Origin of the sequence: Roseovarius ramblicola (assembly GCF_042430665.1) — a bacterium.
GTDB classification, from domain to species: Bacteria; Pseudomonadota; Alphaproteobacteria; order Rhodobacterales; family Rhodobacteraceae; genus Roseovarius; species Roseovarius ramblicola.
Genome location: NZ_JBHMEC010000017.1, coordinates 55667 through 68485, shown reverse-complemented (window position 1 = coordinate 68485; position 12819 = coordinate 55667). Strand labels below are relative to the sequence as shown.

Below are 12819 nucleotides of genomic sequence, written 5' to 3'. Positions count from 1 at the left end.
GCTGCAGCCCCCGCTTTCGCGCCTTGCAAATGCGCGGCCCGAACCTTAGGTTCCGCGTCAACTCGCGGGGGCCGCCCCTGCCATCAGACAAGGATATCACCCCATGGAAGCCTTCGCGCAATTCGTCCCGCTCATCCTGATCTTCGTCATCATGTATTTCCTGCTGATCCGTCCGCAGCAGAAAAAACTCAAGGAACACAAGGCGATGGTCGAGGCGCTGCGGCGCGGCGACCAGGTGGTGACCCAAGGCGGCCTGATCGGCAAGGTGGCCAAGGTCAAGGACGAGGGCGAGATCGAGGTCGAGCTGGCCGAGGGCGTCAAGGTGCGGGTCGTGCGCTCGACCATCGCGCAGGTTCTGTCCAAGACCGAGCCGGCGGAGGGCTGAAGGCCGCCACCGACCAACGCAAGCCATTGAAAAGGCGCGACAATGCTGCAAATCGACCTGTGGAAACGCCTCCTGATCTGGGGCACTGTCGCGCTCGGGCTGCTGCTGGCGCTGCCCAATGGGTTCTACAATCGGGTCGAGACCTATAACGATGCCGCCGCCGCCGTCGAGCGCGGCGCCGACCCGGCGTCCTACGAGGACGCGCTTGCGCTCTGGCCCGACTGGCTGCCCTCCGGCCTGGTCAATCTCGGGCTCGACCTGCGCGGCGGCGCGCACCTGCTGGCCGAGGTGCAGGTGGGCGATGTCTACAAGGCGCGGCTCGACGGGATGTGGCCCGAGGTGCGCGACCTCATGCGTGAGGAACGCGACCGGCTCGGCGCGATCCGCTTGCAAGACACTGAAAACGCGGAGCTTCGCGTGCGCATGGTCGAGCAGCCGGAGATGGCCGGCGAGGCCGCGGCACTGGTGCGCGGGCTGGCGCGTCCGGTCACCAGCCTGACCGGCGCGGGGGCCACCGATCTCGCGGTGACGACCGAGGGCGCCGATGTCATCGTGCGGCTGAGCGAAGCCGAGCAGCGCGCCACCGACGAGCGCACCGTGCGCCAGGCGCTCGAGATCATCCGCCGCCGCATCGACGAGACCGGCACCCGCGAGCCGACGATTCAGCGCCAGGGCGCCGACCGGGTCCTGATCCAGGTGCCGGGCATCGGTTCGGCGGGCGAGCTCAAGGAGCTGATCGGCACCACCGCGCAACTGACCTTCCAGCCGGTGGTGAGCCGCACCTCCGACGCCGATGAAAACCCGGGCAGCGGCAACGAAATCCTGCCCTCGCTCGATCAGGAAGGCGTGTATTACATCCTCGAACGCGCGCCGGTCGTCACCGGCGAGGAGCTGGTCGATGCCCAGCCCGATTTCGACCAGAACGGCCGGCCGGCCGTGTCGTTCCGGTTCAACCCCACCGGTGCCCGCAAGTTCGGCGACTACACCGCTGAAAACATTGGAAACCCTTTCGCCATCGTGCTCGATGGCGAGGTCATCAGCGCGCCGGTGATCCAGAGCCACATTCCCGGCGGCTCGGGCATCATCACCGGCAATTTCACCGTCGAGGAGAGCACACAGCTTGCCGTTCTCCTGCGCGCGGGGGCGCTGCCCGCCGGGCTGGAGTTCCTGGAGGAACGCACCGTCGGGCCGGAGCTCGGGGCCGACAGCATCGAGGCGGGCAAGATCGCCTGTATCGTGGCCTTCGTGCTGGTGCTGGCCTACATGCTGGCCTCCTACCGGAATTTCGGCCTCTTCGCCAATATCGCGCTCATCATCAATGTCGGGCTGATCTTCGGGCTGCTGAGCCTCATCGGGGCAACGCTGACCCTGCCGGGCATCGCCGGGATCGTGCTGACGATCGGCATGGCGGTGGACGCCAACGTGCTGGTGTTCGAGCGCATCAAGGAAGAGATGAAGACCGCCAAGGGTGCGGCGCGCGCCATCGACCTGGGCTATGAAAAGGCGATGAGCGCCATCGTCGACGCCAACATCACCACCTTCATCACCGCCGTGATCCTCTACGCCATGGGCTCCGGGCCGGTGCGCGGCTTTGCCATCACGCTGGGGCTGGGCATCATCACCTCGATCTTTACCGCCATTTTCGTCACCCGGCTGATCGCGGTCATGTGGTTCGAGCGCAAGCGCCCCAAAACGGTGCTCCAGGGCCGCGCGCTGCGGCTCGTGCCGCAGGCCACCGCGATCGACTTCTTCAGCCGGTGGAAGCTGTGGCTGGGCATTTCCGGCGTGATGATCATGGTGGCGCTCGGGTCCTTCGCCATCCAGGGGCTGAATTTCGGCATTGATTTCAAGGGCGGCACCACGATCCGCACGCAGAGCGCCGAGCCGGTGGACATCGGCCAGTACCGCGACGCGGTAGGCGACCTGGGGCTGGGGGATATCAGCATTGCGGAGGTGTTCGACCCAACCTTCGGCCCCGACGAGAACGTCGCGATGATCCGCATCCAGGCGCAGGACGACACCGAGAGCGTCTCTCCCGAGGTGGTCAGGGCGGTCGAATCCGCCTTGCAGGCGGAGGTGCCGGACATCAAGTTCACCTCGGTGGAAAGCGTCGGGCCCAAGGTCTCGGGCGAGCTCATCCAGGCGGCGGTGATCGCCGTGGCGCTCGCCATCGCGGCGGTGCTGTTCTACATCTGGCTGCGCTTCGAGTGGCAGTTCGCCGTCGGCGCGGTGGTGGCGCTGGTGCATGACGTGGCGCTCACGGTGGGCGTGTTCTCGGAGTTGCAGATCCAGTTCGACCTGGCGATCATCGCCGCCCTTCTCACGATCGTCGGGTATTCGCTCAACGACACGGTGGTGGTGTTCGACCGCGTCCGCGAGAACCTGCGCAAATACAAGAAAAAGCCGCTGCGCGAGGTGCTCAACATCTCGATCAACGAGACGCTGAGCCGCACCATGATGACCTCGGTGACCACCCTTCTGGCGCTGGTCGCGCTGTATCTCCTTGGCGGCGACGTGATCCGGGGCTTTGTCTTCGCGATGATCTGGGGCGTGATCGTGGGCACCTACTCGTCCATCTTCGTGGCCTCGACCATCCTGATGTGGCTGGGGGTGAAGCGCGACTGGTCGAGGCCCGACGCCACCGCCGGCACGCAATTCGCCAATGTGGATGCCTGATCCGCTCGCCGCGGCGCTTGCGACACCGGGGCTGCCCTGGCTGATGCTGGCGATCGGGGTGGCGGGGATCGTGCGCGGCTTCTCGGGGTTCGGCACGGCGCTGATCTTCGTCCCCGTCGCCGGGATATTCCTCGCGCCGCAGGTGGTCGTGGGGGTCATCATGCTCACCGGGCTGGTCAGTTCCTCGGCGCTTCTGCCGCGCGCATGGGGGCATGCGGACCGGCGCGAGGTGGGGCTGCTGGCCTTTGCGGCGCTGCTGACCGTGCCGTTGGGACTGTGGCTGATCACGCGGCTCGACCCGGTGCTGATCCGCTGGTGTGTGGCCATGATCGCCACGGTGACGCTGGCGGCGCTGGTCTCGGGCTGGCGCTTCTCCGGCCGGGTGAACCGCCCGCAACTGGCCGGCATCGGGGCGCTCTCGGGGGGCATCGGCGGGCTGACCGGGCTGACCGGGCCGGTGGTGATCCTGTTCTACCTCGCCGGGCAATCGGCGGCGCAGACGGTGCGCGCCAACACCATCCTGTTCCTCGCCGCGCTCGACGTGGTGATCGTCGCCAACCTGCTGGTGCAGGGGGCGGTCAACTGGGCCATCGTGGCGCTGGCGCTGGTGCTGGCCATTCCCTACATCACCACCTCGCTCATCGGCCAGGCGCTGTTTGACCCGCGCCACGAGCGGCTCTACCGTTGGGTGGCCTACGCCGTGATCGCCCTCGCGGTGCTGAGCGGCCTGCCGATCTGGAGCAATGGAGGCTGAGCCATGCGCATGACCGAAATCACCCTGTCGGAGGCGACGCCGGTGGACGGCTACGGGCCCGGCTTCTTTCGCGTGGCGGGCGAGGTGTTCGACGGCCCGATCCTGGTCACCGCCACCTCGGCGCGCGGCTGGGGCGGCTACGACGATCCCGCGCCGCTGCTGGCGCTGGTGGGCGAGGTGGACGTGCTGTTCATCGGCACCGGGGCCGAGACGGCGCACATGCCCGCCGCGCTGCGCGACCGGCTGCACGAGGCGGGGCTGGGCGTCGAGGCGATGAATTCGCCCGCCGCCTGCCGCACCTACAACGTCCTCCTGTCCGAGGGGCGCCGCGTGGCGCTCGCGGCCCTGCCGGTGTGACATCGCGCGCAGGCTTTGGCGCTTTCCGCCCCCGCGGCTTTGGGCTAGGCAGGGCGCATGGTGCTTCGGGTCACGGATATGGGCGTTGCGCGCGGCGGCGTGCCGGTGCTGGACGGGGTCAGCCTTGCGCTCGGCCCCGGCGAGGCGCTGGTGCTGCGCGGCCCCAACGGCATCGGCAAGACCACCCTGTTGCGCGCGGTGGCGGGGCTTCAGCCCGCCCTCGCAGGCCAGGTGGAGGCGGCACCCGAAAGCCTCGTCTACGCGGGCCACGCCGATGGCATCAAGGCGGCGCTCACCGTGACCGAGAACCTCGCGTTCTGGGCGCAGGTATTCGGCACCGATGACATCTCGACCGCGCTCGAGACGTTCCGCCTCGCCCCGCTGGCGCACCGGCAGGCGGGGGCGCTCTCGGCGGGGCAGAAGCGGCGGCTGGGGCTCGCGCGGCTCTTGGTGACGGGGCGGCCCGTCTGGCTCCTGGACGAGCCGACCGTGTCGCTCGACGTGGACGCCGTGGCGATGTTTGCGGGTGCCGTGCGCGGCCACCTCGCAGCGGGCGGTGCCGCGCTCATCGCCACCCATATCGACCTCGGGCTTGCGGAGGCGCGCGTTCTCGACCTTGCACCCCATCGCGCCGCGCCGCTTGAACTGGATGATTTCGACGGGGTGTTCCTGTGATCGCGCTGCTGACCCGCGACATGCGGCTCGCGGTGCGCGCGGGCGGCGGCTTTGGCCTCGGGCTCGCGTTCTTTCTCATCGTGGTGGTGCTGGTGCCGTTCGGCGTCGGACCGCAGAGCGCGCTGCTGTCGCGGATCGCGCCGGGCATCCTGTGGCTGGGGGCGCTGCTGGCGTGCCTGTTGTCGCTCGACCGTATCTTCGCGCTCGACCACGAGGATGGCAGCCTCGACCTGCTGGCCACCTCGCCCCTGCCGATGGAGGGGATCGTCAGCGTCAAGGCGCTGGCGCACTGGCTGACCACCGGCCTGCCGCTGGTGCTGGCCGCGCCGGTGCTGGGGGTGCTCCTGAACCTGCCGGGGCCGGGCTTTGGCTGGCTGGTGCTGTCGCTGGCGCTGGGCACCCCCGCGCTCAGCGTGATCGGCACCTTCGGCGCGGCGCTCACCGTGGGGCTGAAGCGCGGCGGATTGCTGCTCAGCCTGCTTGTGCTGCCGCTCTACGTGCCCACATTGATCTTTGGCGCCGAGGTGGCGCGGCGCGGCGCCGAGGGGCTGGCCGTGATCACGCCGCTCGCGCTTCTGGCGGGCATCACCTGCGGCACGATCGCGCTTTTGCCATTTGCGTCGGCTGCGGTATTGAAGGTCAACCTGCGATGACGGACGGACACAGCCCATGAACCTCAACGCCCTCTGGACATATGCCAACCCGAAGAAGTTCATCGAGACCACCGACCGCGTGCTGCCCTGGGTCGCGTGGTCCGCCGCTGTCCTGCTCGCGGCGGGGCTGGTGTTGGGCTTTTTCTTCACCCCCGACGATTACAAGCAGGGCTCGACCGTCAAGATCATCTACCTGCATGTGCCCGCCGCGCTGATGGCGATCAACGCGTGGCTGATGATGCTGGTGACATCGCTCGTGTGGATCGTGCGCCGCCACCACGTCAGCGCGCTCGCCGCGCGCGCCGCCGCGCCGGTGGGCATGGTCATGACGCTCATCGCGCTCGCCACCGGCGCGCTCTGGGGACAGCCGATGTGGGGCACCTGGTGGGCGTGGGATCCGCGGCTCACCAGCTTCTTGATCCTGTTCCTGTTCTATCTGGGCTATATCGCCCTGTGGGAGGCGATCGAGAATGACGACACGGCGGCGGATCTCACCTCGATCCTGTGCCTCGTCGGCTCGGTCTTTGCGCTGCTCAGCCGCTACGCGGTGAATTTCTGGAACCAGGGGCTGCACCAGGGCGCGTCGCTCAGCCTCGACAAGGAAGAGAACGTGGCCGACGTGTTCTGGTATCCGCTGCTGGTGACGATGGCGGGCTTCGTGCTGCTGTTTGTCGCGCTTGTGCTGGTGCGCACCCGCACCGAGATCAGGGCGAGGCGGATGCGCGCCCTCGAAGCCCGCGAAAGGATGCAGGCATGATCCCCGAACTGGGCAAATACGCGGGCGCGGTGCTGTCCTCCTACGGCGTGTCGCTGGCGCTTCTGGCGGTGATCGTCTGGATCAGCCTGCGCCGCTCGGCGCGCGTCAAGACCGCGTTGGAAGAGATTGAAAAGCGGAGGAAATCCGATGGCTAGACTGTCGCCGCTCATGGCCGTGCCGCTGGTGGTCTTCACCGCCTTCGCCGGGCTGGCGCTGATCGGGCTCCAGCGCGAGGATCCCAATTCGCTGCCCTCGGCGCTGGCGGGCCGGCAGGCCCCGGCGGTGACGGTGACGCCGCTGGGCGACAAGCCGGGCTTTGGCGATGCCGACCTGCGCGCGGGCGATGTCAGCCTGGTCAATTACTGGGCAAGCTGGTGCGCGCCCTGCCGGGTGGAGCACCCCAAGCTGGAGCGCCTCGCCGGTGAGGGCCTTGCCATCTACGGGGTCAACTACAAGGACAAGCCCGGCAACGCGCTCGGCTTTCTTGAAGAGCTTGGCGACCCCTATACCGCGATCGGTGCCGACGAATCCGGGCGCATGGCGCTGGAATGGGGCGTCTACGGCGTGCCCGAGACCTACGTGATCGACGGCAAGGGCGAGATCGTGCTGCGCGTTGCCGGGCCGATAACCGACCGGGTGCTGGAAAGCACCATCCGCCCGGCGATCGAGGCGGCGCGCGCGCGGTGACGTCGCGGATACGCGCGGCTACGATCCGGGCGGCATGGCCGCGCCGCGATCGCCTTCATCCCCGGCCCCGGCGCAGCATCATCGCCGCCAGGTACACGATCCCGGCCCCGGCAAGGCCGATCACCCCGACATTCAGGGGCGCGAGATTGGCGGCGATCACACCGGCAAGCGCCCAGATCACCGCCGCCGGGTAGGCCAGGCTGTCGGGCCGCACGCGCTGCACCGCCGACGCAATCACCAGCGCCAGCAACAGGCCGGCAAAGGCCGCGACCGTCTCCGACACAAGGCCATAACCGGCCAGGATCAGCCCCACCGACACCGACGCCGCCCCTGTCAGCCAGCCGGCATACAGGCCCACCGGCTCGGCCTGCAGCCAGCGGTCGCTCCGGCCCGACCGCACCAGCGCGACGAGGGCGGCAACCAGCATGATCCAGATCTGCACCGTCGCCGCGATCACCGAGATCTGCGCCACCGCGATCCAGCTACTGCCCACCGCGAGGCTCAGGAAAAGCGGCGCGCGCCCCGCCCGCCAGCCCGGCGCGTCGGCGCGCATCAGCAGGCCAAAGCCGGTGCCGGCGATCAGCCACAGATAGATCACCCCCCAGATCGAGAACGCATAGCCGGCGGGCTGCACCGGGGGCGCGTCCTGCGGCACCGGGAACTGCTCGGGGGCAAAGCCGTTGAACCCCGACGACACGAACGGCGAGGCCGCGAAGGCCACGGCGGCCACGAAGGTCAGGATGGCGAAGGCGCGTGTCATGGCAGTCTCCCTTCCCGGATGGCGTTACGGCGCACCCTCGCCCGGTTTCCCGCCGCGCTCAAGCCGTTTCCCGCGCCCGCCGCCGCCCCAGCCGCGCCTCGCGCATCAGCGTGTAGAGCCCGGACGCCACGATCACCGCCGCACCGGTCAGCGTCCACGCATCGGGGCGCTCGGCAAAGACCAGCATCCCGATCCCCAGCGCGAACACCAGCCGCGTATAGCGGAACGGCGTCACCACCGCGACCTCGCCCACTCGCATCGCCGCGACGATGGCATAGTAGGCGCCCACGCCGCAGGCCAGCGCCAGCCCGAGATCGCGGATCTGCACGCCCCCCGGCACCACCGGCCCGTCACCGAAGGCCAGCAGGATCGCCCCCGTCGGCACCAGCGTGGCAAAGGCATAGGCCGAAAGCTGCATCGACGAGATCGCCGCCGGCACCGCCCGCGTCGCCAGATCGCGCAGCGCCAGCCCGATCACCGCCCCCACGGCGAAAAGCGAGGCGGGCGCAAAGCCTTCGAGCCCCGGGCGCACCACCATCAGCACCCCCGCGAACCCCACCAGGATCGCCGACCACCGCCGCCAGCCCACCGGTTCGCGCAGGAACAGCGCCGCGCCCAGCGTGACGGCGAGCGGCGTCGCCTGAAGGATCGCCGAGGCCGAGGACAAGGGCGTCAGCGCGATCGCCGTGACGAAACACATGGTGCCCGCCATCTCGCCGGTGTTGCGCAACAGGACGGGCCGCGCCAGCAGGTCGCGCGAGAACAGCCGCCGCCCCTGCCCCGCGCAGATCGCGGCAAAGATCGCAGCACCCCCCAGCCCGATCGCCATGATGATCTGGCCCACCGGCATGGCGTCCGCCAGCCGCTTGATGAACATGTCCTCCAGCGCGAAGCCGGCCATCGCCAGCACCATCAGCACGCTGCCGCGCAGGTTTTCCATTCTCGGGGGCCTTTCCTCGGGGGTCAGCCCCCCTGTTCGCACAGCCCGCGCGCGGGCGAAAGCCTGCGGTTCATGACAGCACGACGATGCCGCTGTGCTTGGCCTTGTGCTCGGGCTCGACATGGATCGTCACCCGCGCATCGGGCAGCGCATCCATCAGCGCCGCCTCGATCCGGTCGCATAGGGTGTGCGCGTCCTCGACGGTGGTCGCGCCCGGCACCACGAGGTGAAACTCGATGAAGGTGACGGGACCCGCGTGCCGCGTGCGCAGGTCATGCGCCTCCAGCGCGGTCTCGCCCCCGGCGCTCTCGGCGATGATTCGACGGATGCGGGCCAGTTCCCCGTCCGACACCGCCTCGTCCATCAGCCCGCTCAGCGAGCCGCGGATCACGCTCCAGCCCGACCACAGGATGTTGAGCGCCACCAGCACGGCGAGCGCGGGATCGAGCACCCACCACCCCGTCGCCACTGCCAGCGCCACGCCCCCCAGCACCCCCACCGACGAGACCACGTCGGTCATCAGGTGCCGCCCGTCGGCGGCCAGCGCGGGCGAGCGGTGCCGCCGCCCCTCGCGGATCAGCAGCCACGCCCACACCGCGTTGATGAGCCCCGCCACGGCGTTGACCGCCAGCCCCAGCCCCGGCGCGTCGAGCGCGCGGGGGCTGGCCAGCCCGTCCCACGCCTCGCGCAGGATGAACACCGCCGCCAGCACGATCAGCACGCCCTCCAGCACCGCCGAGAAGAATTCCGCCTTGTGGTGGCCGAACGGGTGGTTGGCATCCGCCGGGCGCCGCGCCACCCGCAGCGCCACGATCACGGCGAGCGCGGTGGCCACGTTGACCACGCTTTCCAGCGCGTCGGACATCAGCGCGACCGAGCCGGTCACGCGCCACGCCACCAGCTTGAGCGCCAGCACGCCAAGCCCGACGATCACGCTGCCCAGCGCCAGCCGCATCACCCGGTCCATGCCCCGCGCTACTCCCTGTCCTTGCGCGGCACGCCGTACAGCTCCAGCCGGTGCCCCACCAGCCGATAGCCCAGCTTCTCGGCGATACGTTCCTGCAACGCCTCGATCTCGGGATCGACGAATTCGATCACCGCGCCGGAATTGACGTCGATGAGGTGGTCGTGATGGGCGCGCTCGGCATCCTCGTAGCGGGCCCGCCCGTCGCCGAATTCCAGCTTGTCGAGGATGCCCGCCTCCTCCAGCAGCCTGACCGTGCGATAGACCGTGGCGATCGAGATCTTCGGGTCGCGCGCGGCGGCGCGGGCGTGCAGCTCCTCGACATCGGGGTGATCGTCGGACATCTCCAGCACGTGCGCGATCACCCGCCGCTGCCCGGTCATCCTCAGCCCACTGGCCGCGCAGCGCTTGGTAATGGTGTCGCGCATCGCACGCCTCCGCTTGGCTTTCGTCCGCCGGGATAGCGCCACGGCGCGCGCATTTCCACCCTTTTCGGGGCCGGGGCCCTTTGCAAAACGGCGCCGCGATCAGCCGGCGGGGTCGGTTCGGATCGGCAGGTCATGCTCCGCCGCGAATGCCGCGATCGCGGCGCGGAACGCACGGCGGAACGCCACCGACTCCTGCGAGCGCTGCTCGGTACTCGGCACCGCGAAACAGTACCGGATGCTCAGCCGCGGCTCGAACGGCCGGATGGCGACCCCGGCATGGGACCACAGCGGCGCGGAAAACGGCTCGGCGAGGCTGGTGGCCAGGCCGCCCGCGATCATCGCGTAGCGGGTCGCCGAGGTGTGGCACCAGATGCGCCGCCGGGTCGGCGCCTCCAGAGACCGGCGCAGGTCGTCGGACTCCTGCACATCCTGGATCCGCCCGGCCATGTCGCCGATGAGACGCTCCTCCACCAGATCCCCGGCCCGGACCCGCTCCTTTTCCATCAGCGGATGATCGCGCGGCGCGGCGAACACGTAATCCGCCTCGGCCAGCCACTCGATGTCGATGCCGTCCATGCCGGGGATGTGGAACGTGACCGCAAGGTCGATGCGGTCCTCCTCCAGCGCGATCAACGCCGAATCGTAGGTCGCGGTATCGACCTCCACCGCCGTGTTGGGAAACGTCTCGTGAAACCGCCGCAGCGCCAGCGGCAGCACCGTCGCCGACATCGTCGGCAGCACCGAGACCCGCAGGCGCTGGCCAAAGCCGAGGCGGATCTCCTCGGCGACGCGGCGCAGCCCCTCCATCTCGGTGACGCTGCGCTCGACCTCCTTGAAGAACCGCAACCCCTCCGACGTGGGCTTCAGCCCGCGGCCCGAGCGCACGAACAGCTTGAAGCCGACGCCCCGCTCAAGCTCGGATATCATGCGGCTGACCCCGGATTGGGTGAGGCCCATGGCCTCCGCCGTCGCCACGATCGCGCCGAGGCGCATGACATGGACGAAGGCTTGCAACTGTCGCAGGGTCATGGCGCATCCATACATGAGTAATCCGCAAGCAGCATGATAATTTATGCCGATGTGTCAACTTATGACCTGTGCAAGGCTGACCCCGCAATGGCGAACCGACAGGAGCGAGCAATGACCGCGTCAGGAAAGACCCCCCTCTTGAAGCCGGGCCCGAACAGCTACGATCGCCGGAGATTTCTGAAAACCACCGCCGCCCTCGGCGCGGCGGGTGTGCTCGGCACGGGCCTCGGCCCCGACCCCGCCTTCGCTGCCACGCCCAGGCGCGGCGGCACCCTGCGCCAGGCCCTGCGCGGCGGCGCGACCACCGACACGCTCAACGGTGCCACCCTGCAGGCCGCCCACCCGATCAACGTAAGCTGGCAGGTCCGCAACAACCTCACCGTGATCGACGCCGACGGCAACGTGACGGGCGAGCTTGCCGAGACGTGGGAGCCCGCCGACGGCGCGCGTCGCTGGGTCTTCGACCTGCACAAGGGGATCGAGTTCCACAACGGCAAGTCGCTGGAGGCGGCGGATGTCATCCATTCGCTCAACATCCACCGCGGCGAGAACAGCGAATCCGCGGTCTCGGGGATCATGAACGTGATCCGCGACATCCGCGCCGACGGCAAGCACCGGATCATCGTCGATCTCGAAACCCCCAATGTCGATTTCGCCTACCTGATGTCGGACTATCACGTCGTCATCGGCCCCGAGGGCACCACCGGCGAGGGCTGGGACGCGGGCATCGGCACCGGGCCCTTCATCCTCGAGGAGTGGGCGCCGGGCGTGCGCGCCTTCACGCGCCGCAACCCGAACTATTTCAAGGACGGCCTGCCCTGGTTCGATGCGGTCGAGACGCTCAACGTCGCCGATGTGGCGGCGCGCACCAGCGCCCTTCAGACCGGCGAGGTCGATGTCATCGAGAACCCGGATCTCAAGACGCTGCACCTGCTCGGGCGGCGGCCGGGCATCAACATCCTCGAGGTCGGCGGCACCCGCCACTTCCCCTACCCGATGCTGAAAACCGCCGCACCCTTCGGCGACAAGGACGTGCAGATGGCCCTGAAACTGGCCATCGACCGCGAGGAATGGGTGGACAAGGTGCTCCAGGGGCACGGCTATGTGGGCAATGACCACCCGGTCGGGCGCAATCAGAAGTTCTTCGCCGACGCGCTCGAACAGCGCAGCTACGACCCCGACAAGGCCCGCTTCCACCTCAGGCGGGCGGGATACGGGGACGGGCTGAACATCGCGCTCACCGCCGCCGACGTCTATCCCGGCGGGCTCGACGGCGCGGTGCTCTACCAGGCCTCGGCCAGGGACGCGGGCATCAACATCGAGGTCAGGCGCGAGCCGACCGACGGCTACTGGTCCGAGGTGCCGCTCAACGTGCCGTGGCATGTCAGCAGCCTCGGGGGCCGCGTCACCGTCGATTGGGTGATGTCGGTGTCCTACGCCGCCGATGCGCCGTGGAATGACACCAAATGGGACAACGAGCGCTTCAACGAATTGCTGGTGCAGGCCCGCGGCGAGCTTGACGAGGCCAAACGCGCCGAGATGTATTTCGAGATGCAGCAACTCGTGCGCGACGACTGCCCCACGGTCATCCCCGCCTTTGCGAACCTGATCGCCGCCACCAGCGACAGGATCGGCACCCCGGAAAAGCTGGCGTCGAATTCGCAGCTCGACGGGTTGCGCAACTGCGAACGCTGGTGGTTCGCCTGAGCCGTGCACGCGCGCGCGCCCGGTCCGTCCCCGGGCGCGCCGCCCGC

The 12819-nt window shown here is 68.9% G+C and carries 15 protein-coding genes; 10 read left to right on the top strand and 5 right to left on the bottom strand.

Annotated elements, in window-relative coordinates:
- The first annotated feature begins 103 nt into the window (after positions 1 to 103).
- Genes yajC through ACFFU4_RS10925 form a run of 9 tightly spaced genes read left to right on the top strand, consistent with a single transcriptional unit; the run spans position 104 to position 6944 of the window.
- Complete coding sequence (yajC, locus tag ACFFU4_RS10965) at positions 104 to 385, top strand: preprotein translocase subunit YajC (RefSeq protein ID WP_104017054.1); 282 nt, start codon at positions 104 to 106, stop codon at positions 383 to 385.
- Positions 386 to 427: 42 nt separating this feature from the next.
- Positions 428 to 3061: a protein translocase subunit SecD gene (gene secD / locus ACFFU4_RS10960; RefSeq protein ID WP_377069809.1), complete on the top strand. Its 2634-nt coding sequence runs from the start codon at positions 428 to 430 to the stop codon at positions 3059 to 3061.
- Entirely contained in the window at positions 3054 to 3815 is a 762-nt protein-coding gene (locus ACFFU4_RS10955) for a TSUP family transporter (protein ID WP_377069808.1), read from the top strand. The genes secD and ACFFU4_RS10955 overlap by 8 nt, the downstream gene beginning before the upstream one ends.
- Before the next feature lie 3 nt (positions 3816 to 3818).
- A complete protein-coding gene (locus ACFFU4_RS10950) occupies positions 3819 to 4172 on the top strand; it encodes an Mth938-like domain-containing protein (protein WP_377069807.1) in 354 nt (117 codons plus the stop codon).
- A gap of 57 nt (positions 4173 to 4229) precedes the next feature.
- Complete coding sequence (gene ccmA, locus ACFFU4_RS10945) at positions 4230 to 4847, top strand: heme ABC exporter ATP-binding protein CcmA (RefSeq protein ID WP_377069806.1); 618 nt, start codon at positions 4230 to 4232, stop codon at positions 4845 to 4847.
- Positions 4844 to 5500 carry a heme exporter protein CcmB gene (gene ccmB / locus ACFFU4_RS10940; protein ID WP_377069805.1) on the top strand — a complete coding sequence of 219 codons (657 nt, stop codon included), beginning with the start codon at positions 4844 to 4846 and terminating at the stop codon, positions 5498 to 5500. Before ccmA ends, ccmB begins: the two co-directional genes overlap by 4 nt.
- Positions 5501 to 5516: 16 nt before the next feature.
- Positions 5517 to 6257, top strand: a complete 741-nt coding sequence (locus tag ACFFU4_RS10935; protein WP_377069804.1) for a heme ABC transporter permease — start codon at positions 5517 to 5519, stop codon at positions 6255 to 6257.
- Positions 6254 to 6412 (top strand): heme exporter protein CcmD, encoded by a 159-nt coding sequence (gene ccmD, locus ACFFU4_RS10930; protein ID WP_377069803.1) that lies wholly within the window; start codon positions 6254 to 6256, stop codon positions 6410 to 6412. Before ACFFU4_RS10935 ends, ccmD begins: the two co-directional genes overlap by 4 nt.
- Positions 6405 to 6944: a DsbE family thiol:disulfide interchange protein gene (locus ACFFU4_RS10925; RefSeq protein WP_377069802.1), complete on the top strand. Its 540-nt coding sequence runs from the start codon at positions 6405 to 6407 to the stop codon at positions 6942 to 6944. The genes ccmD and ACFFU4_RS10925 overlap by 8 nt, the downstream gene beginning before the upstream one ends.
- Positions 6945 to 6999: 55 nt before the next feature.
- On the opposite strand, the gene ACFFU4_RS10920 is transcribed toward ACFFU4_RS10925, so the two are convergent.
- The 5 genes from ACFFU4_RS10920 to ACFFU4_RS10900 all read right to left on the bottom strand — a co-directional run bounded on the left by ACFFU4_RS10920 (position 7000) and on the right by ACFFU4_RS10900 (position 11065).
- Positions 7000 to 7704 carry a TspO-related membrane protein gene (locus ACFFU4_RS10920; protein WP_377069801.1) on the bottom strand — a complete coding sequence of 235 codons (705 nt, stop codon included), beginning with the start codon at positions 7702 to 7704 and terminating at the stop codon, positions 7000 to 7002.
- Between the two features lie 58 nt (positions 7705 to 7762).
- Entirely contained in the window at positions 7763 to 8644 is an 882-nt protein-coding gene (locus tag ACFFU4_RS10915; protein ID WP_377069800.1) for a DMT family transporter, read from the bottom strand.
- A 70-nt stretch (positions 8645 to 8714) separates the two neighbouring features.
- Positions 8715 to 9611: a cation diffusion facilitator family transporter gene (locus ACFFU4_RS10910; RefSeq protein WP_377069799.1), complete on the bottom strand. Its 897-nt coding sequence runs from the start codon at positions 9609 to 9611 to the stop codon at positions 8715 to 8717.
- An 8-nt stretch (positions 9612 to 9619) separates the two neighbouring features.
- Positions 9620 to 10036: a Fur family transcriptional regulator gene (locus ACFFU4_RS10905; RefSeq protein ID WP_377069798.1), complete on the bottom strand. Its 417-nt coding sequence runs from the start codon at positions 10034 to 10036 to the stop codon at positions 9620 to 9622.
- 99 nt (positions 10037 to 10135) lie between these two features.
- Positions 10136 to 11065: a LysR family transcriptional regulator gene (locus ACFFU4_RS10900; protein WP_377069797.1), complete on the bottom strand. Its 930-nt coding sequence runs from the start codon at positions 11063 to 11065 to the stop codon at positions 10136 to 10138.
- Between the two features lie 111 nt (positions 11066 to 11176).
- On the opposite strand from ACFFU4_RS10900, the gene ACFFU4_RS10895 reads away from it, so the two are divergent.
- Positions 11177 to 12772, top strand: coding sequence for an ABC transporter substrate-binding protein (locus ACFFU4_RS10895; protein WP_377069796.1), 1596 nt, complete (start codon positions 11177 to 11179; stop codon positions 12770 to 12772).
- The last annotated feature ends 47 nt before the right edge of the window (positions 12773 to 12819 follow it).